Origin of the sequence: Kitasatospora sp. NPDC086009 (genome assembly GCF_044540385.1) — a bacterium.
In the GTDB taxonomy this organism is placed as follows: domain Bacteria; phylum Actinomycetota; class Actinomycetes; order Streptomycetales; family Streptomycetaceae; genus Kitasatospora.
Genome location: NZ_JBITSA010000006.1, coordinates 325,455 through 344,440, shown reverse-complemented (window position 1 = coordinate 344,440; position 18,986 = coordinate 325,455). Strand labels below are relative to the sequence as shown.

Genomic DNA, 18,986 nt, shown 5'->3' with positions numbered 1-18,986 from the left:
ATGTGAAGAACGCCGTTCGAACCGCTGTCCGGGCCGGGCTCAGGAGGCCGCGTCCACCGCCTCCTCGTAGAGGGCCGCCACGGTGTGGTCGAAGGCGGCGCTGTAGGAGGTGTCGGGGCTGTCGCCGCCCTCCTGGTAGCCGCCGATGACGCCGACCACATGGCCGGTGGTGGTGCTGATCCACGGGCCGCCGCTGGTGCCGCCGGGGTAGCCGGGGCAGTCGACGACGCGCTGGTAGGTGCTCTGGCGGCCGGTGGTGTTGCCGCACAGGAGCGGTGCCTCGGTGCCGCTCGGGTACCCGTAGAGGCGGACGGTGACGCCGAAGGGCTCGTCGGTGCCGAGCTGGTTGGCGCCGACCACGTCCTCGATCCGGCGGCCGCCGTCGGACGCGGTCTCCAGGACGGCGAAGTCCTCGTCCTGGTCGCCGTCCCGCGACCAGCCGGTGGTGGTGTGGATCGCGGTGACCCGCCAGGTGCCGTAGGGGGCGGCGCCGTAGCGGTAGCCGGGGACGAAGGTGACGCCGGCGGCGCTGTCGAGGCAGTGGGCGGCGGTGATCAGCAGGTTCTTCGTGGTGCTGTGCAGCACGCTGGCGGTGCAGAAGTGGTCGCCCGCCGTGACCTTGCCGCTGAACAGGGCTCCCACGGTGGCGGATTCGGGCGTGGCCGGGGCCACCGCGGTGGTGCCGAGCGGGCCCGGGACGGTGACGGCGGCGGTGGCCGGGCCGGTGGGCGCCTCGGCGGCGGCCTGGTCGGTGGTGGCCTCGCCGGCGGCCCCGTCCGTGGGCGCCCCGGTGGCGGCCGGGGCCGCCGCGTGCGCCGCCGCGTCCGGCGCCGAGGCAGAGGACGAGGGCGCGGGCGAGGGGGACGACGTGGCGGCCGCCGGGGCGGTCACCGTCGGGCTGCCCGCCGCCGTCACCTCCGAGGTCACGCTGTGCGCGCCCGTGACGACGGCCGCCACGGTGAGCACCGTGAGCAGGGTGAGGAGGGTGGGGGCCAGAAGCCTGCGTCGGGGCTGAAGGCGACGGTGCTGGCCCATGCCTGGTCCTCCTGACCTGGATGTCGGTGCGAGTACCGTCCGACTATGGCCCAGGGAGCTGGGAGGGCTGTGATGTCCGGCTGGGAGCCGGATGAGAAATCCTCCGCCCGGCGGCCCGGGGCCGGTCGGTCCCGAGGCGTCACCCCGGGTCCGGCGCCCCCCCGGCACGGCGGCGCCTCCCCACTCCCGGGGTGGCCGGGAGCGGGGAGGCGCCGGAGGTCGACTGCGGGACCTCGGGGCATGTTTCAGTGGGCGCGGGTACCGGGGCCGCGGCTCATCGGGCGCGCTGCCGGTGGCTCGGCGCCGCCGCCCCCGCGGTGGCCGTCGCGCCGGCCTGCGCGCCCGCCCCGGACACGGTCTCCCCGGTGGCCTCGCCGGGTGCCGGGCGGTGGTTGATCATCAGGAAGGCGATCAGCGCCGCCGCCAGCAGGATGCCCATCGCCACCCAGGTCGCGATCACGTACCCGTGCACCGCACCCTGGGCCTGGACCTGGGGATTTCCTGCGATCCGGGTGGCCAGGTACGTCGCGGTGGCACTGGCCGCGATCGTGTTCAGCAGCGCCGTACCGACGGAACCGCCCACCTGCTGGGCCGAGTTGATAGTGGCCGACGCGGCGCCGGCCTCGTTCGGGGCGACGCCCAGGGTGGCCAGGCTCATCGCCGGCATGAACACCAGGCCCATCCCGAAGCCGAGCAGCAGCTCGGCGGGGAGCACCATGCCGGCCCACGGACTGTCCACCTTCATCTGGGTCAGCCAGGCCATCGCGGCCGCGGCCAGCAGCAGCCCGGGCCCGATCAGGTTGCGCGAGGGCACCCTGGTCATCAGCCGGGCCGCGAACCCGGTCGAACTGATCACGATGGCGGCCGTCATCGGCAGGAAGGAGACGCCGGACATCACCGGCGAGAAGTGCTTGATCACCTGGAGGTAGTAGGTGAGGAACAGGAACAGGCCGAACATCCCGACCATCGCCAGGCCGATCGAGAGCGCGGCGCCGCCGCGGTTGCGCTCGCCCACGATGTGCAGCGGCAGCAGCGCGTGTTCGGTGCGCCGCTCCACCAGCACGAAGGCCACCAGCAGGAGCGCGCCGAGCACCAGCGAGCCCAGCACCAGCCAGTCCACCCAGCCCCGGCTGACCGCCTCGGACGTGCCGAAGACGATGGCGAGCAGGCCGCCGCAGCCCAGGAACGCGCCGGGCAGGTCGAGTTTGACCCGGCGGCCCTTGGCGACGTGGTCCGAGGTGAGGATCGAGAAGGCGGCGAAGGCCGTCGCGATGGCGATCGGGGTGTTCACGAACAGGCACCAGCGCCAGTTCAGGTACTCGGTCAGCAGGCCGCCCAGGAGCAGGCCGATCGCGGCGCCGCCGCCGGCGATGGCACCGAAGATGCCGAACGCCGTACTGCGTTCCCGTGGATCGCTGAAGGTGGTGGAGAGCAGGCCCAGGGCGGACGGGGCGAGGAGCGCGCCGAAGGCGCCCTGGAGGGCGCGGGCCGCGAACAGCATCGCCGATCCGGACGCGGCGCCGCCGATCGCGGAGGCGAGGGCGAAGCCGAGCAGGCCGATGATGAAGACGCGTTTGCGGCCGAAGAGGTCGCCGAGCCGGCCGCCGAGGAGCAGCAGACCACCGAAGGCCAGCGTGTAGGCGGTGATCACCCACTGCCGGTTGGCGTCGGATATCCCGAGGTCCTTCTGGGCCGAGGGCAGGGCGATGTTCACGATGGTGATGTCGAGGACGATCATCAGCTGGGCGATGGCGATGACCGCCAATGCCCACCAGCGACGACTGTCCGCCGCCTTATGACCGGTGGCAGGTTGAGCAGACACTGGGGGAGCCTTCCGCAGGGGTTCGGAGAGGTCACGCAGTCGCCTTCCAGCCAAACGCTCCGCGCGGCGAATGGCAAGGAAAAAGCTCACCAAATCGGACGAATGGGACTAATTGACCACTGGCCCGGGACCACGGGACCAGGCCCGCCCCGGCCGGAGGCGGCGAAGAGCCCCCGGGTGCCCCTGCACCCGGGGGCCGTGCCGTCGGCCGCCCGGGCCGGGGCACCCGCCGTCGCCGGCACCGCACTACAGCGCGGCCAGCTCCGCCACCAGGTCGTCCAGCCCCAGCGAGCCCTGCGAGAGCGCCGCCATGTGCCAGGCCTTGAGGTCGAACTCCTCGCCGCGCGCCTCGTGCGCCGCCCGGGCCGCCGCCCGGCCGCGCTGCCAGGCCCGCTCGCCGAGCTTGTAGCCGATCGCCTGGCCGGGCATGCCGAGGTAGCGGACCAGCTCGCTGTCCAGGACCTCCGGCGCCAGCCCGCAGTACCGGCCGAAGAACTCCCGGGCGGCGTCCGGCAGGACCGCCTCGCCCGGGCGGAACGGGGAGTCCGCGGGGAAGTCCAGCCCGACGTGCATGCCGATGTCGACGATCACCCGCAGCGCGCGCATCATCTGGGCGTTGAGGTAGCCGAGCCGGTGGCCCGGGTCGGTGAGGTAGCCCAGCTCGTCCATCAGGCGCTCGGCGTACAGCGCCCAGCCCTCCATGTTGGCGCTCACCCCGCCGATGCTGACCTGGTAGGTGGAGAGCCGGTCGGCGACGTAGTTCCACTGCGCGAGCTGCAGGTGGTGGCCGGGAACGCCCTCGTGGTACCAGGTGGAGACGAGGTCCCAGACCGGGAAGCGCTCCCGGCCGATGGTCGGCAGCCAGGTCCGCCCCGGGCGGGTGAAGTCCAGCGACGGCGAGGTGTAGTACGGCGCGGCCGCGCTGCCCGCCGGGGCGATCATCGACTCGACCCGGGTGACCGGCTCGGCCAGGTCGAAGTGGGTGCCCTGGAGGTCGCGGATCGCCCCGTCCATCAGCCCCTGGAGGTACTCACGCGTCGCTTCGGCGCCCTGGACGGCGGGGCCGTCGCTCTCCAGCCACCGCATCGCCTCCATCGGGGTGGAGCCGGGGAGCACCTTCTCGGCCTCCGCCTCCATCTGGGCGAGCAGGCCGTGGAACTCCTGCCAGGCCCAGCCGTACGCCTCGTCCAGGTCGAGGTCGGCGCCGGTCCAGTAGCGCACCCACCGGCCGTAGCGCTCGCGCCCGACGGTGTCGGAGGTGCCGGCGGCGGCCGGGCCGTAGACGTCGCGCAGCCAGTCGCGCAGCGCGGCCACCGCGGCGGCAGCGGCGGCGGCGGGCCTGGCCAGCTCGGCGCGCAGCCCCTCGGGCGCCTGCCGGACGAAGACGCCGAACCAGCCGGCCTCGTCCCCCTCCAGCCAGTCACCGAGCTGCTCGACCACGGTGCTCACCTGACGGGGGCCGGAGAGCAGACCGCGCTCGATGCCCGCGGCGAGGGTGGCCCGGTACTGCTCCAGCGTGAGGGGCACCCGGGCCAGCCGGCGCCCGATCACCGCCCACTGCTGCTCGGTGTCGGCGGGCATCAGGGTGAAGACGTCCCGCACGTTGTGGACCGGTGAGGCCAGGTTGCGAACCGCGCGGAAGCCCTCCCCCGCGTCGTGGACGGCGAGCGAGGCGGTGAGCCGCTCGCGCAGCAGCCGGGCGCAGCGGCGCTCGGCCTCGTCCTCGGCAGCTCCGGCCCGCTCCGCGTCCGCGAGCCGGGCGAGCGTGCGGCGGCCGAGTTCGGCGAGCGCCTCGTCACCGGCCGGGGAGAGGTCGGGGAGTCGGTCGTCGTCGAGGTTGAGCCCGAGGTACACCGCGGTCAGCGGGTCGAGCTCGGCCAGGGCCTGCACGTAGTCGTCGGCAATACGGCGCGGGGTGGTGCCGTCGGAGCTGATCAGTTCTTCAACCATCCGGACATCATTTCGCGGCCCGGGCCGATTGCAAGCCCCTACCCTGTGGCATGGACCGGCCATTTCAGACCTCCGCCCGACGCTCCCGCCTGCGCCGGAGCAGCAGTCCCGGGTCCCACCTGGACCGGCCGCGGGCGAACCGGAAGAAGCAGAGGCCGATCAGCACCGCGCAGAAGTGTCCGAGGTCCGTGAAGGTGTGCGAACCGACCAGCGGCACCAGGTAGAAGACCAGCACGCCGCCCCCGTACAGCAGCCGCCAGCGGCCGGCGAAGCGGTACGTCAGCACGGCGACCACACCGGCCAGCGCGTACGAGACGCCGACGTCCACCGTGCCGGCCAGGCTCTCCCCCAGCCGGCCGCGCATGATGCCCCGGGCGACCACCCCCTCGCTGACGAGGGTGGCCAGCACGTGGGCGGTGGCGGCCACCGTGAACCAGCGCGGCGTGCCCAGCCAGCGCTCCGCGTTGGCGTGGAAGAGGGTGAACAGCACGAAGTAGAGGAGGAAGCTCGACTGCTCGGTCCAGAGCGCGCTGGCCACCAGGACGTGCACCGGGTCCGAGCGGAGGTTCTCCAGGTTGGTCGAGCGGGCGGCCAGGAACCAGTCCAGCCGCGCCGGGTCCATCCGCGCCACCACGAAGCTCGTGGCCGCCAGGAGCAGCAGCCACAGGTACGTCCCGGGCGCCGACCGGACCCACCGGAGGACCGCGCCCGGCACCCCGCGCACGGCCGCCGTCCACTGCACTGCCCGCGCCATCCGGCGGCCCTCCTCGAAGCGACGGCGACGATCCGTCCCCATGGTCGGCGCCCGGCCCGCCGTGCGGCGGGCCGACCCGCCGGGGCGGGCGGTCGCGGAGCGGCGGCGGGTCACGAACGGGCCGGGGCAGATCGGGGCGGCGGGGGCCGGGGCGGCCGGGCGGCTGGGCCGGCCGGGCGGCTGGGCCGGCCGGGCGGCTGGGCCGGCCGGGCGGCTGGGCCGGCCGGGCGGCTGGGCCGGCCGGGCGGCAAACATCCGTTCGGAATGATCGGTGCAGGCAAGGATCCGATCGGACCGGCGACCATTACGCTGACCGCCATGGAAGCCAGCTCAGCGCCCGTCCCACCGTCCTCCGAGGCCCGGCCGCGGCGCAGCGGGTACCGGCGGCTGACGGTGCAGCAGCGACGGGACCAGCTGATCGCGGTCGCCCTGGAGCTGTTCGCCTCGCGGCCGCCGGACGAGGTGAGCCTGGACGACGTGGCGGAGGCCGCCGGGGCCTCCCGGCCGCTGGTGTACCGCTACTTCGCGGGCGGCAAGCAGCAGTTGTACGAGGCCGCGCTGCGCACCGCCGCGGAGGAGCTGACCAGCCGGTTCACGGTGCCGCTGACCGGCAGCCCGACCGAGCAGCTGGCCGCCGTGCTGGAGAGCTACTTCGCCTTCGTGGCCGAGCACGACGCCGGATACTCGGCCCTGTTGCGCGGCGGCTCGGTGGTGGAGACGCAGCGCACCTCGGCGATGGTGGACGACGTCCGGCGGGCGGCGCTCAAGCGGACCCTGCGCCACCTCGGGGTCCGGGAGGCCGGGCCGCGGCTGACCCTGCTGGTGCGCTCGTGGATCGCGGTGGTCGAGGGCACCTCGCTGACCTGGCTGGACGAGGGCCGCGCGCTGCCGGTGGACGAGCTGCGGGAGTGGCTGGTGGACCAGTTCGTGGCGATGGCCGCGGCGACGGCGCTGCACGATCCGCAGACGGCGCAGGTGCTGACCGCGCTGCTGGCGCTGGAGGGCCCGGACGCACCACGGACCGCCCGGCTGCGGGCCGCGCTCGGCGGCTGAGGCGCGGGGCGCGGCGGTTCTTCGCGGGCGGGTCCGGCTCGCTCTCGCGGCCCGACCCGCGACCCCCGTGCCCGGGGTCGGGGTCGGGCCGCCCGGACGTCAGGCCTTGCCGAGCACCTGACGCTGGCGGCCCAGCCCGTCGATCTCGATCTCCACGACGTCCCCGGGAGTCAGGAACGGCGTGCCCGGGTGGCCCAGGGTGACGCCGGCCGGAGTGCCGGTGACGATCACGTCCCCCGGCTCCAGCACCATGAACTGGCTGACGTACCGGACGATCTCCAGCACCGGGAAGATCATCTCGGCGGTGGAGCCGTCCTGCCGCAGCCCGCCGTTGACCCAGAGGCGCAGCCGCAGCCGCTGCGGGTCGGCGACCTCGTCCGCGGTGACCAGCCAGGGGCCGAGCGGCGTGAAGGTCTCCGCCGACTTGCCCTTGTCCCACTGGCCGCCGCGCTCCAGCTGGAAGGCCCGCTCGGTGACGTCGTTGGCGATCGTGTAGCCCGCGATCGCCTCCGCCGCCTCCCGGTGGCCGTCCAGGTACCGGGCGGTGCGGCCGATCACGATCGCCAGTTCGGCCTCGTAGTCGGTCTTCTCGCCGCCCCGGGGCACGAGCACCTCGTCGTACGGGCCGACCACGGTGTTGCTCGGCTTGAGGAAGATCACCGGCTCGTCCGGGATCGCCGCGCCGGCCTCGGCGGCGTGGTCCCGGTAGTTGAGCCCGATCCCGACCACCTTGCCCGGCCGGGTGACCGGAGCGCCGACCCGCTGCCCGGCGATGTCGGCCACCGGCAGCAGGCCGGCGGCCGCGTCGCGGGCCAGCGCGGCCGGGTCGAGCCCGGCCAGGAAGGCGCCGTCGATGTCCCGGGCGCGCCCGGAGAGGTCGTACGCGGTGCCGTCGTGGCCCAGCGCGATCGGACGCTCGGCGCCCGGTGGTCCGACACGGAGGAGCTTCATCTGAGCGTCACCACCACTTTCGTCTCAGCTCGCCGGTACGGCCGCACACACCGCACCGAACTCTTGTTGCGAGGTATATCAACGGCTGCCGCCTGCGAACCAGACAGTCCAGCTCGGCGAATTCCTATCAATTCCCACAACCCGGAGCAGCACCGAATCAGGTGCCCGTACGGTTGACAGCCCCCGGCCCGGGCTACGGCCACCCGGCGGGCCGGGCGGCACGGGGCTCCACCGCGGGGCTCGACCACAGGGCTCCACCGTGGGCGGACGGGTTCCCCCCCGGGGTGAACGCGCGGGTGGGCGGCCCGGCGCCGGTCGGTCGTCGGCTGCCGCCGCCCGGGGCGTCAGCTCTGCGCGGGGCCGCCGAGGAGCTGGTCCAGGGGTTGCGCCCGGGCCGGGCCGGGGCCGGCCTCGTCGCGCTCCCGCTCCCAGCGGTCGAGGTCGCGCAGGACGTCGGCGTGCGCCGTCGGCTCGCCGGACAGGGCCGGGGCCAGCTCGCGCAGCAGCGCGGCGGCGGCGCCCGGGCTGCCGGCGCGGGCCAGCCAGAGGGCGAGGTCGTGACAGGTGCGCAGGGTGCGGAGGTCGGCCGGGCCGAAGCTGCGGGCGAACCGCGGGATCAGCTCGGTCAGCATTCGCACGGCCTCCTCGGGCCGGCCCTCCACGCCGTACTCCCAGGCCCGGTCGGCCCGCTGCCGCAGCGCCTCGGGCGGCTCGGGCGGCTCGGGCGGCGGGGCCGGGGCGGCCGGGGTGCTCCGGCCGACCGGGGTGCTCTGCCCGACCGGGATACTCTGCCCGACCGGGATCTCGCGCAGCCGGCGGCGCACCTCGGCGGCGTCGGCGGGCCGGTCGGCCGGGTCCTTGGCGAGCAGCCGGCCGATCAGGGCGGCGAGCGCCGGGTAGGGGGTGCGCACCGGCGGCGGCGGGTCGTTGAGGTGCTGGTACATCATGGTGACCGGCGATCCGGCGTTGAACGGGCGCTGTCCGGTGCAGAGTTGGAAGAGCACCACGCCGAGCGCGTAGAGGTCGGCCCGGCCGTCGATGGCGCCGCCGGCCCAGCACTCGGGAGCCAGGTACGGCGGGGTGCCGATGACCACACCGGTCGACGTGAGCCCGGTGCCCGACTGGGTGAGCAGCCGGGCGATGCCGAAGTCCAGCACCTTGGCCTCGCCGCTCTCGGCGATCATGATGTTCTCCGGCTTGATGTCCCGGTGCACCACGCCCGAACGGTGGGCGGCGTCCAGCGCCTTGCAGACCTGCCGGGCCCACTTCAGCGCGAGCGCCGGGTCGGGCGTGCCCTCCTTGAGCACCGCGGACAGCGGGCGGCCGCGGACCAGCTCCATCACCAGGTAGTGGGTGGACCAGGCGCCCTGCTGGACCCGGCCGTAGTCGTGCAACGTGACGATGTGCGGATTGGACAGGCTGCCGGCGGTCTTGGCCTCGCGGACGAACCGCGCGACCGCCTCCTCGTCGCTCGCCTTCTCCTCGGAGAGGACCTTGACCGCGACCGCCCGCCCGATGTTGTTGTCGTGGGCCGCCCAGACCACCCCGAAGCCGCCCCGGCCGAGCGTCCGGTCCAGCCGGTAGCGGCCGTCCAGAACCTCCCCAGCCCTCATGTCTCCCCCAACCCCCGGGTGCACCGGATACGAACAGCGTCCACCGTGACCGGGGCCACCATAGCGTCGGGGGAGGACATGGGGGTGAACGGGCTACGGCTTGGGCTTGGGCAGGCCGGGCGGGTTGATCTCGGAGGTCTGGACGGCCTCGCCGTCGAGACCCCAGCGCTTCAGCGCCTGGCCGTAGGTGCCGTTCTTGATGATCTCGTTGATCGCCCCGTTCAGTGCCTGGACGAGCCCGTTGTCCTTCTTGGTGGTCGCCGCGATCTTCCCCAGGACGTCCGCGCCGCCGCCGGAGTAGGTGCCGACCACCTCGGTCTGACCGGTCTGCACGGCATGGAAGGCCGAGCTCGGGTTGGGGCCGACGTAGGCGTCGATCCGGCCGGAGGAGAGCGCCAGGTAGTAGTCGGAGGAGCTCTGGAAGTACTTGATGTCGGCCGGCTTGAGGCCGTTCTTCACGTTCTCCTCGTTCCAGGAGATCAGCAGCTTCTCCTGGTTGGTGCCGGAGGAGACGGCGATCGTCTTGCCGGCCACGTCCTTGGGGCCGGCGACCTTCCAGCCGGTGCCCTTCTTGGCCTCGAAGCCGAGGATGTCCAGCCGGTAGGTGGCGAAGTCGTACTTCTCCTTGCGGGCCTCGGTGACGGTGATGTTGGTCATGCCGACGTCGAACTTGCCACTGTCCAGGCCCACGAAGACGTTCTCCCAGGAGACCGGGTTGAACTCGACCTTCAGGCCGAGGACGTCACCGACCAGCGAGGCGAGGTCGGGCTCGACCCCGATGATGGTCTTGTCGTCGTTCGCGTAGAAGTCCAGCGGCGGCGTGGTACCAAGCGAGTTGGCGACCGTCAGCGTCCCTCTCTTTCTGACCTCCTCCGGAACCAGCGCCGCGATGGCGTCCACCTTCGCCGTCGTGATGCGGTTCTGATTCGGCGTCAGGTTCACCGTGGTGCCGTTGGGCGCGGTACTGCCCTTCGCGGGGGCGAGCTCCGCGGCGGCGTCCGTGGAGCTGCCGCAGGCGGCGAGGGTGAGGGTGGCGGCGAGCGCGGCGGCGGCGGTCACGAGGGCGCGACGGGGTAGGGACATGGCGGAACTCCTGATGGCTGGAAGAGGGTCGGGGAGCGGGAGGGGGTCGGCGAGGGGAGGTCGGCGAAGGGGATCGGCGAGGGGGGTCAGAGGACCTTGGCGAGGAAGGCGCGGGTGCGCTCGTGCTGCGGATCGTCCAGGACGGCCTTCGGCGGGCCCTGCTCGACCACCACCCCGCCGTCCATGAAGACCACGGTGTCGGCGACCTCGCGGGCGAAGCCGATCTCGTGGGTCACCACGATCATGGTGGTGCCGGCCCGGGCGAGGTCCTTGATGACGTCCAGCACCTCGCCCACCAGCTCCGGGTCGAGCGCCGAGGTCGGCTCGTCGAAGAGCAGGACCTTCGGCTCCAGCGCCAGCGCCCGGGCGATCGCCACCCGTTGCTGCTGGCCGCCGGAGAGCTGACGCGGGTAGGCGTCCGCCTTGTCGGCGAGGCCGACCCGTTCCAGCAGTGCCAGCGCGGCCGCCCGGGCCTCGGCCTTGGGCCGGCGCAGCGCGCTGACCGGGGCCTCGATGATGTTCTCCACCACCGTGAGGTGCGGGAACAGGTTGAAGTTCTGGAACACGAAGCCGATGTTGGTGCGCTGGCGCAGGACGTCGCGCTCCCTGAGCTCGTGCAGCCGGTCGCCGGAGCGGCGGTAGCCGATCAGCTCGCCGTCGATCGCGACGAAGCCGCGGTCCAGCTTCTCCAGGTGGTTGATCGAGCGCAGCAGCGTCGACTTGCCGGAGCCGGAGGGGCCGAGCACCACCGTCACCGATCCGGCCGGCACGTCGAGGTCGACGCCGCGCAGCACGGCGAGCGGGCCGAAGCTCTTGTGCAGGCCCCTGACCTGCACCATGGGTTCCACGACGGGGGTGGTCACGAGCGTCCTCCGGTAGCGGTCTCGACGGGGGTGCGGTCGGCCCGCAGGCCCTGGACGAAGGCCCGGGCCCGCTGCAGCGGGGTGGGCGGCGGGGTGCGTTCGGCGCCCCGGGCGAAGTAGCGCTCGACGTAGTACTGGCCGAGCGACAGCACCGTGGTCAGCAGCACGTACCAGACGGTGGCCACCATCAGCAGCGGTACCACCCGGCCGGTGCGGCCGTAGACGACCTGCACCTGGTAGAAGAGCTCGCCGATGGCCATCACGTAGACCACCGAGGTGCCCTTGAACAGCGAGATCACCTCGTTGGCGGCGGCCGGCAGGATGCCGCGCATGGCCTGCGGCAGCACGATCCGCCAGGCCTGGCGCCAGCGCGGCACGCCCAGCGCGGCGGCGGCCTCGCGCTGCCCGCCGTCGACCGCGATGATGCCGCCGCGGATGATCTCCGCGGCGAACGCCGCCTGGTGCAGGCCCAGCCCCAGCACGGCGGCGCCGAGCGCGCCCAGCACCCCCATCGTCTCGAACTCGGCGAAGGTCGGGCCGAACGGGATCCCGATGCCGAACCGCTTGTAGAGGTAGGAGAGGTTGAACCAGAAGACCAGTTGCACGATCAGCGGGATGGAGCGGAACGCCCAGACGTAGGCCCAGGCGATGGACTGCAGGATCGCGCTGCGCGACAGCCGCATCGCCGCCACCACCGCACCCAGCAGGAAGCCCAGTAGCGTGCCGTAGAAGGTGAGTTCGATGGTGCGGCCGACGGCGCGCAGGATGGTGTCGGCGGAGAAGTAGACCCGGAAGGTCGCCCAGTCCCAGCCGGGGTTGGTGGCCAGCCCGTGGGCGAACTGGAGCAGGACGACGACGGCGGCGAGGCCGGCCGCCCAGCGCCACGGGTGGCGGGCCCGGACGGTCCGCAGACCGGTCAGCTCGCCGAGGTCGACGCGCCCGGCCGGGGCGGCCGGCGCCTTGGTGGCGGTTCTTCCGGCCGGCGGACCGGCCTCGGTGGTGGTGATGCTCATGGGGGGATTCCTCCAACAGGCCCGGGGCCCGGACAGGGGGTCACACGTGCTCGGGCGGGCTGATCTGGGATTCCTTGATCGCCGAATCGACGACTCCCCACTTCTTGACGATCTTGTCGTACGTCCCGTCCTTGATCAGCTGGTTGACCGCCGCCTGGAAGGCCGGGGCGAGCGGGGAGCCCTTCTTGAACGCGAAGCCGACGTCCAGCCGGTGGAACTCGCCGAGGAACTTCGTCCCCGACGCCTCCTGGGACGCCTGGTAGCGCAGGCCGTTGATGGTCGACATCACGACGTCGATCCGCCCCTGCTGGAGGCCGGTCAGCGTGGCGCCGTTGTCGCTGAACGCCTTCACCTCGAAGGGCTTCTTGCCGGCGTCGGTGCAGACGTTCTTCTTGGCGTTCAGCGTGGTCTCGAAGGTGGTGCCGGCCCCGGTGCCGATGACCAGCCCGCAGAGCTGCGCGAGGTCGGTGACCGGCTGGACGCTGGTGTTGTCCTTCTTGACCGCGAAGCCCTGGCCGTCGTCGATGTAGGTGACGAAGTCGATGGTCTTCAACCGGACGGCGGTGACCCCGAAGTTGCCGGTGCCGACGTCGTACTTGCCGCTGCCCAGCGCGGGCAGGATGGTCTCGAAGGCGGCCTCCTCGCGCTCCACGGTCAGGCCGAGCACCTTGGCCACCGCGTCGGTGAAGTCGATGTCCACCCCGGCCGCCTTCTTGGTGGCCTGGTCGGCGTAGAAGGCGGCGGGCGGCGAGGCGATCGCCGAGCCGAACTTCACCGTCCCGGCCTTGCGGACGTCCTCGGGCAGCAGGGCGGCCGCCGCGTCCGACTTGGCGACACCGGAGACGAGGTCCTGCGCGGCGGCGTCGACCGCCGCCTGGCCGGCGCCCGGCTGGGCGGCGGTCTTCGGGTCCGAACCGCACGCGGCCAGGGCCAGGACCGGCAGCAGGGCGGTGGCCGCGAGCAGGCGGCGGCGGACGGTGGTGGTTCTCACGGGAGGTGGGCGCCTTTCGGGGTCGGTGCGTGATGGGGTCGCGCGGGGGCCTCGGCCCGCTCGCTGTCGGTGCGGGCCGGCAGGGACTTCTCGAACGCCAGCGGACCGATCTCCAGCGGATCGGCGTCGACGTCGAACAGCGGGGTGTAGCCGGTCGCCAGGTAGAGCCCCCTGGCCTCGGGCTGGCGCGGGCCGGTGGTGAGGAAGATCCTGGTGTAGCCGACCGCCCGCGCGGCCCGCTCCAGCTCGGCCAGCACCCGGCTGGCCAGCCCCCGGCGGCGGTGCGCGGAATGCGTCCACATCCGCTTCACCTCGGCGGTCCGTTCGTCGTACCGCTTGTACGCACCGCCGGCCACCGGCTCGCCGTCCTCCAGCAGGAGCAGCAGTACGCCGGCCGGCTCCGCGAAGGCGTCCTTCGGGTACCGGCTCATCTCCTCCCGGGCATCCGGCCCGTAGCGGGTGACGTACTCGTGGGTGAGCTCCCGCAGCAGCGGCTCGACCAGGGGATCGTCGATCGTCACCCGGCGGACCTCGGTCGCCAGGCTGGTGCCGCTCACGCCTGGACCGCGATCAGCTGGTGGCGGTCGCGCTCGGCCCGGGCCTCCCGCTCGGCCGCCTCGGCCGCCTTCGCGGCGTCCCGCCGGGCGACCTCCTCGCGCACCAGCGGGATGACGTACCGGCCGAAGTCGATCGCGTCGTCGAGCAGCGCGTAGCCGCGCGCGGAGAGGATGTCCACGCCGAGGTCGTAGTAGTCGAGCAGCGCCTGCGCGACCGTCTCCGGCGTGCCGACCAGGGCGTTGGAGTTGCCGGCCCCGCCGGTGGCGGCCGCGGTCGGGGTCCAGAGCGCGCGGTCGTAACGCTCGCCGGCCGCGGCGATCTCCAGCAGCCGCTGCGACCCGGTGTTCTCCGGGGTCCGGGCCGCGGCCGCACCGCGCCGGACCAGCTCGCCGGACTCCTTGCGGGCCCGGATCGCGTCCACCGTCCGGTACGCCTTCTCCCAGGCCAGTTCCTCGGTCGGCGCGATGATCGGCCGGAAGGCGACCTGGATGCGCGGCACGTCCGTCCGGCCGGCGGCCCGCGCGGCCTCCTTGACCCGCTCGATCTGCTCGGCGGTCCGGGCCAGCGGTTCGCCCCAGAGGCAGTAGATGTCCGCCTCCGCCCCGCCGGCCGCGTAGGCGGCCTCCGAGGAGCCGCCGAAGGAGACGCCCGGGCGCGGGGCCTGGACGGGGAAGACGTCCGAGACGAAGTCGTTGAAGCGGTAGTACTCGCCCTCGTGGTCGAAGGCCTCCGTGCTGGTCCACGCCTTCTTGACGATCCCGATGTACTCACGGGTGCGGGCGTAGCGCTGGTCCTTGGTCAGGAAGTCGCCCTCGCGCTGCTGCTCGTGGTCGTTGCCGCCGGTGATGAAGTGGACGGTGAGCCGCCCGTCGCTGATCCGGTCCAGGGTGGCGAAGGTCTTCGCCGCGTAGGTCGGGTAGGAGACGTTCGGCCGGTGGGCCAGCAGGATCTGGAGCCGGTCGAGCCGGGCCGCGAGGAACGCCGCGGCCGCCGCCGGGTCGGGGGCGCCGGCGGCGTAGGCGAACAACACGCGGTCCCAGCCGTTGTCCTCGTGGGCCCGGGCCAGCCGCAGGGTGTAGTCGCGGTCGAAGGCCGCCGTGGAGCGGGGGGTGGTCTCCGAACCATCACCGGTGGCGGCGATGCCGAGGAATTCGACGGGCATGGTGACTGACCTTTCGGGTCGTACGGAATCCGGCGGCTGCGGGTGGGCAGACCGGAACAGGCCGTGGCAGAGCCAGGCTTGGAGCACGGAGCGGGGAGCAGGGAGCACGGAGCGAGAAGGCCGAGCGGGGAGCGCGGAGCGAAGAGGGCCGAGCGGGAGGGCGGAGCGGAGCGCGCGGATCGACGGGCACGGGCACGTGACGGTGACGACGACGGCGAAGACGTCGGCGGAAGGGCGACGGAGAACTGCCGGAGTGCAGTGGGGTACGGAAGGCTGAAGGCGGCAGCGTGCGCCTGAAACGGCCGTCCGTACGGGACTGGACGGCCTACCCGGCCCGCGACGGGGCACCGAGGGAGAGGTCTCCGCGAGGAGGGCCTCCGAGGGAGGAGGCTCCTAGGAGGACAGGGCCGGCTGGACGGCCCGCTGCCGGGTCAGCCGCGACACGCCGCGGACCACACCCGACCGAAGTCGATGTGGTCGCGGGTGACCAGGAGCTGCTCGGCGTACATGAGCACAAGTTGAGCAGTGAAGGATGCACGGCGTCAACCACCGTCCATTACCGCTCTGTTGCGATCACTTGTCGCCGTGTGCCCCGGCGGCACCACCCTTGACAGCCCTCGTTCGCGCATGCGTACGATCAATGCGGAGAGCAGTGCGGAGCCGGTCGCGTTGAGGGACGCGAGCCGGCCCGACGGCCGTACGTGACCACCCCCGTACCTCCCGCCTGCCCGCAGCTTCCGCCTGGAGCCTCCTCATGGCCACCCCGCAGGATGTCCTTCCCGCGCCCTCCCTCACCGAGAACCCCGTGCCGGACCCGGGGCCGCCCGCCGGCGCCGTCGTCGACCCCTCGGCCCGGCTCGTCGCCCGCCGCCGGCCCGGCCAGTGGGTCTCCGCCGCCGTCGCGCTGCTGCTGTTCGCGATGGCCCTCAGTTCGGTGATCCGCAACAAGGCCTTCCAATGGGACGTCGTCGCCGACTGGTTCACCGCCACCTCGGTCCTGAACGGCCTCACCCTGACCCTCTGGCTGACCGCCGTCACGCTCGGCCTCGGCTTCGTCCTCGGCACGGTGCTCGCCACCATGCGGCTCTCCAGCAACCCGGTGCTGCGCACGCTGAGCTGGACGTACATCTGGATCTTCCGCTCCACCCCGGCGCTGGTGCAGCTGCTGCTCTTCTTCAACATCGGCGCCCTCTATCCGACGCTCGGCCTGGGCATCCCGTTCGGCCCGGAGTTCGTCACCGTCCGGACCGTCAACCTGTTCGGCCCCACCCTGACCGCCGTGGTCGGCCTGACCCTGCTGGAGGCCGCGTACGCCGCCGAGGTGGTGCGCGGCGGGATCCTCTCGGTCGACCGCGGCCAGCTGGAGGCCGCCTCGGCGCTCGGGCTGGGCCGGTGGCGGGTGCTGCGCCGGATCATCGTCCCGCAGGCGATGCGCTCGATCGTCCCCACCGCCGGGAACATGCTGATCAGCGCGCTCAAGGGCACCAGCATCATCAGCGTGCTGGCCGTCTCCGACCTGCTCTACTCGGTGCAGCTGGTCTACCTGCAGTCCTACCAGGTCATCCCGATGCTGATGGTCGCCACCATCTGGTACATCGTGATCACCACCGTGCTGTCCGTCGGCCAGTACTACGTCGAGCGGCACTACGCCAAGGGCGCCACCCGCGACGGCCTGCCGCCCACCCCGCTGCAGAAGGCCCGCGCGGCCTGGCGCCGGCTGCGCGCCGCCGCCGACGCCCCGGCCGGGGCCGACGCCGCGACCGGCGCCAAGACCGCAGCCGGGGGGACGCGTTGACCACCCTGGTGATCGTCGGCGCCGGCCCGCGCGGTACCGGGCTGCTGGAGCGGATCGCCGCCAACGCGGCCGAACTCCTGCCCTCCGAGCGCCCGCTGGAGATCCACCTGGTCGACCCGCACCCGCCCGGCGCGGGCCGGATCTGGCGCTACGACCAGTCCCCGCTGCTCCGGATGAACTCGATGGCCGAGGACGTCACGATGTTCACCGACGAGCGGTCCACCATCGACGGACCGGTCCGCCCCGGGCCCTCGCTGGCCGAATGGGCCGCCCGGCAGACGGAGTTCGCGCCCTACCGGGAGGTCGAGGACCCGGCGGTCCGGGCCGAGCTGGGCGCCCTGGCGCCCACCGACTTCCCCACCCGCCGGGCCCAGAGCGCCTACCTGGACTGGGTGTTCCGCCGCGCCGTCGCCGACCTCCCGCCGCACATCACCGTCACCGTGCACCGGGACACCGTCCGCCGGGTCGAGGGCCCGGTGGACGGCCCGCAGCTGGTCCACCTCGGGGACCGGGTGCTCACCGCCGACCACGTCACCCTGACCCTCGGCCACCTCGACTCCGCCCCGCACCCCCGGTACGCCGCGGACGCCGGGTTCGCCGCCCGGCACGGCCGCTTCCACCTGCCGCCCGCCTTCTCCGCCGACGCCGACCTGAGCGGCATCGGCGCCGGCGAGCACGTCGTCCTGCGCGGCTTCGGGCTCGCCTTCGTCGACCTGGTCGCCCTGCTCACCGAAGGCCGGGGCGGCCGCTTCGAGGAGACCCCGGACGGCCCGGTCTACCGGCCCTCCGGCCGCGAGCCGGTGATCCACGTCGGCTCCCGGCGCGGTGTGCCCTACCACTCCAAGACCGGCTACCGGCTCCAGGGGCCGCCCGCCCCGCTCCCCCGCTACTTCGACGCGGCCGCCGTGGACGCCGTCCTCGCGCGCCCCGGGCCGCTCGAACTGCGCCGCGACTTCTGGCCGTTGATGGCGAAGGACATCGGCTTCGGGCACTACCACGAACTGTTCCACGCCCACCCCGAACGCACCGCGCTCCCCTGGGCCGAGTTCCTCGCCGGCTACGACGCCCACGACTGGTACGCGCCCGAGCTCGCCCGGCTGATCGCCCGGGCCGTCCCCGACGAGGCCGACCGGCTGGACTTCGAACGGCTCGACTTCCCGCTGGCCGGTCTCGAACTCGGCTCCGCCGAGGAGCTCCAGCGCCATCTGCGCGGCTACATCGCCGAGGACGCCGACCGCCGCGCCGACCCGGCCCACAGCGCCGACCTCGGCGCCTTCCTCGCCCTGCTCTCGCTCTTCGGCCAACTGCCCCGCGTGCTGGCCTCCGGCCGCCTCACCGCCCGCTCGGTCGGCGAGGAGGTCGACGAGTGGTTCTTCGGCTACTTCAGCTACCTCGCCTCCGGCCCGCCCGGCTTCCGGCTGCGCCAGCTGCTCGCGCTCTCCGAGGCGGGCGTGGTCCGCTTCCTGGGCGCGGGCGTCCGGGTCGACCGGGACGAGGCGACCGGCACCTGGCGGGCGTCCGGTAGCACCGTGCCCGGGCACCGCGTCGAGGCCACCGCGCTGATCGAGGCGTACCTGCCCAAGCACGCGCTGGCCCGCACCCGGGACCCGGTCCTGCGGGACCTGCACCGCGCCGGGCGGATCGTGGAGGAGGTGGTCAGCGACGAGGAGCACACCCACCGCTCCGGGCTGCTCACCATCCGGCCCGGGGACAGCCGGGTCCTGGACCCGGCCCTGGACGGCGGGCCGCACCCGCGGCGCACCGCCCTCGGCCCGCACACCAGTCTGCGCGCGGCGGCCGCCTTCGCCCGGCCGCGCACCGACTCCCCGGGCTTTCGCCAGAACGACGCCGCCGCCCGGGCCATCCTGCGGGCCCTGGCGGCCGTCCCGGCGGCGGGTGGGCGGCCCACCGGGCGGCCCACCGCGCCGCTCGCGGCCCGCGTGGTCGGCCCGGGGCCCCGCCCGGCCGGCTCGGGGCCCGAACAGCTCCTCGACCAGGTCCTCGGCGGTGACGTGGTCCGGAGCTGACACGACGATCCAGCTCCCGCTCGGCGTGATGCCGGTCCCGCGCTCCAGCGCGGTCAGGCAGGCACCGGCCTCCTGGCCCGAGGCGACGTCCCCGGGCCAGGAGGGCGCCGGATCGGCACCACGGCCCCGGCCGGGGCGCTCCTGGCCCGGCGGGCCACCCGGGGCCGCGGCGCGCGGGCAGGCCGCGGCGCGCGGGCAGGCCCGGCGCGCGGACAGCGCCGGCCGCTGCTGGTCGGGGCAGGTCGTGCCGGGCCCGCGCGGTGGCCGGTCGCCCGCGCCCCCGCCTCTCGAAGCGGCCGCACCCCATCGACGCACC

15 protein-coding genes are annotated in these 18,986 nt (G+C 73.6%); 3 read left to right on the top strand and 12 right to left on the bottom strand.

Annotated elements, in window-relative coordinates:
* Positions 1-39: 39 nt before the first annotated feature.
* The 4 genes from ACIF6L_RS18040 to ACIF6L_RS18025 all read right to left on the bottom strand — a co-directional run bounded on the left by ACIF6L_RS18040 (position 40) and on the right by ACIF6L_RS18025 (position 5,561).
* Positions 40-1,035, bottom strand: coding sequence for a trypsin-like serine peptidase (locus tag ACIF6L_RS18040; RefSeq protein ID WP_396488449.1), 996 nt, complete (start codon positions 1,033-1,035; stop codon positions 40-42).
* Positions 1,036-1,309: 274 nt separating this feature from the next.
* A complete protein-coding gene (locus tag ACIF6L_RS18035; protein ID WP_396488447.1) occupies positions 1,310-2,857 on the bottom strand; it encodes an MFS transporter in 1,548 nt (515 codons plus the stop codon).
* A 246-nt stretch (positions 2,858-3,103) separates the two neighbouring features.
* On the bottom strand, positions 3,104-4,807 hold the full coding sequence (locus ACIF6L_RS18030; RefSeq protein ID WP_396488445.1) for a DUF885 domain-containing protein: 1,704 nt from the start codon (positions 4,805-4,807) through the stop codon (positions 3,104-3,106).
* A 64-nt stretch (positions 4,808-4,871) separates the two neighbouring features.
* Positions 4,872-5,561, bottom strand: coding sequence for a rhomboid-like protein (locus tag ACIF6L_RS18025; protein ID WP_396488443.1), 690 nt, complete (start codon positions 5,559-5,561; stop codon positions 4,872-4,874).
* A gap of 318 nt (positions 5,562-5,879) precedes the next feature.
* Between ACIF6L_RS18025 and ACIF6L_RS18020 the strand changes: the two genes are divergently transcribed.
* Positions 5,880-6,614, top strand: coding sequence for a TetR/AcrR family transcriptional regulator (locus tag ACIF6L_RS18020; protein WP_329489594.1), 735 nt, complete (start codon positions 5,880-5,882; stop codon positions 6,612-6,614).
* Positions 6,615-6,713: 99 nt separating this feature from the next.
* Here the strand turns inward: ACIF6L_RS18020 and ACIF6L_RS18015 are convergent, their stop codons facing one another.
* From ACIF6L_RS18015 to ACIF6L_RS17980, 8 genes are all read right to left on the bottom strand, one after another.
* The gene (locus ACIF6L_RS18015; protein WP_396488440.1) at positions 6,714-7,565 is read right to left on the bottom strand and encodes a fumarylacetoacetate hydrolase family protein; all 852 of its coding nucleotides are present in this window, start codon (positions 7,563-7,565) and stop codon (positions 6,714-6,716) included.
* Positions 7,566-7,909: 344 nt separating this feature from the next.
* Positions 7,910-9,178, bottom strand: coding sequence for a serine/threonine-protein kinase (locus ACIF6L_RS18010; protein ID WP_396488438.1), 1,269 nt, complete (start codon positions 9,176-9,178; stop codon positions 7,910-7,912).
* A 93-nt stretch (positions 9,179-9,271) separates the two neighbouring features.
* Positions 9,272-10,261: an ABC transporter substrate-binding protein gene (locus ACIF6L_RS18005; protein WP_396488436.1), complete on the bottom strand. Its 990-nt coding sequence runs from the start codon at positions 10,259-10,261 to the stop codon at positions 9,272-9,274.
* A gap of 86 nt (positions 10,262-10,347) precedes the next feature.
* On the bottom strand, positions 10,348-11,100 hold the full coding sequence (locus ACIF6L_RS18000; RefSeq protein WP_359803317.1) for an amino acid ABC transporter ATP-binding protein: 753 nt from the start codon (positions 11,098-11,100) through the stop codon (positions 10,348-10,350).
* A gap of 20 nt (positions 11,101-11,120) precedes the next feature.
* Positions 11,121-12,137, bottom strand: coding sequence for an amino acid ABC transporter permease (locus ACIF6L_RS17995; RefSeq protein WP_396488434.1), 1,017 nt, complete (start codon positions 12,135-12,137; stop codon positions 11,121-11,123).
* A gap of 40 nt (positions 12,138-12,177) precedes the next feature.
* Positions 12,178-13,128: an ABC transporter substrate-binding protein gene (locus ACIF6L_RS17990; protein WP_329489588.1), complete on the bottom strand. Its 951-nt coding sequence runs from the start codon at positions 13,126-13,128 to the stop codon at positions 12,178-12,180.
* Positions 13,125-13,685 (bottom strand): GNAT family N-acetyltransferase, encoded by a 561-nt coding sequence (locus ACIF6L_RS17985; protein ID WP_359803175.1) that lies wholly within the window; start codon positions 13,683-13,685, stop codon positions 13,125-13,127. The genes ACIF6L_RS17990 and ACIF6L_RS17985 overlap by 4 nt, the downstream gene beginning before the upstream one ends.
* A complete protein-coding gene (locus tag ACIF6L_RS17980) occupies positions 13,682-14,848 on the bottom strand; it encodes an LLM class flavin-dependent oxidoreductase (RefSeq protein WP_396488431.1) in 1,167 nt (388 codons plus the stop codon). Before ACIF6L_RS17980 ends, ACIF6L_RS17985 begins: the two co-directional genes overlap by 4 nt.
* 754 nt (positions 14,849-15,602) lie before the next feature.
* On the opposite strand from ACIF6L_RS17980, the gene ACIF6L_RS17975 reads away from it, so the two are divergent.
* Positions 15,603-16,643, top strand: a complete 1,041-nt coding sequence (locus tag ACIF6L_RS17975; RefSeq protein WP_396488429.1) for an amino acid ABC transporter permease — start codon at positions 15,603-15,605, stop codon at positions 16,641-16,643.
* Positions 16,640-18,670 (top strand): FAD/NAD(P)-binding protein, encoded by a 2,031-nt coding sequence (locus ACIF6L_RS17970; protein WP_396488427.1) that lies wholly within the window; start codon positions 16,640-16,642, stop codon positions 18,668-18,670. The genes ACIF6L_RS17975 and ACIF6L_RS17970 overlap by 4 nt, the downstream gene beginning before the upstream one ends.
* The last annotated feature ends 316 nt before the right edge of the window (positions 18,671-18,986 follow it).